General features: G+C 62.4%; 1 protein-coding gene. It reads left to right on the top strand.

Features of this window, described 5'->3' with window-relative positions:
• On the top strand, window positions 1–455 hold a 455-nt coding region (locus tag J5M57_RS28490; protein ID WP_207938544.1), incomplete at both ends, for a metal-dependent hydrolase.

Below are 455 nucleotides of genomic sequence, written 5' to 3'. Positions count from 1 at the left end.
CTTCATGGATTCGGTGCGCAACTACCGCGACGAGATCCACGATCCCGAGCTGAAGAAGCAAGTGGCGGGCTTCATCGGCCAGGAAGCGATGCACACGCGCGAGCACATCGAGTACAACGACCTGCTGCAATCGGCGGGCCTGCCCGCGCACAAGCTCGACAAGCGCCTGTGGGCGCTGCTCGGCTGGGGCAAGAAGGTGCTGCCGAATTCGGTGCAGCTCGCGATCACGATCGCGCTCGAGCATTACACGGCAATCCTCGCGAACCAGTTGCTCTCGTGCTACACGCACCGGATCGACGGCTCGGTCGAAGGCTACAAGCAGATGTGGCTGTGGCACGCGATGGAAGAGACCGAGCACAAGGCCGTCTCGTACGACGTATGGAACACCGTGATGAAGCCGGGCGTGAAGACCTACCTGCTGCGCACCGGCACGATGCTCGCGACGACGCTGATCT

Source organism: Pseudomonas sp. 86_A (assembly GCF_017491705.1).
Classification (GTDB): Bacteria; Pseudomonadota; Gammaproteobacteria; order Pseudomonadales; family Pseudomonadaceae; genus Aquipseudomonas; species Aquipseudomonas koreensis.
The sequence above is the reverse complement of the archived record's forward strand: the minus strand, read 5'-3'. Positions and strand labels throughout refer to the sequence as shown.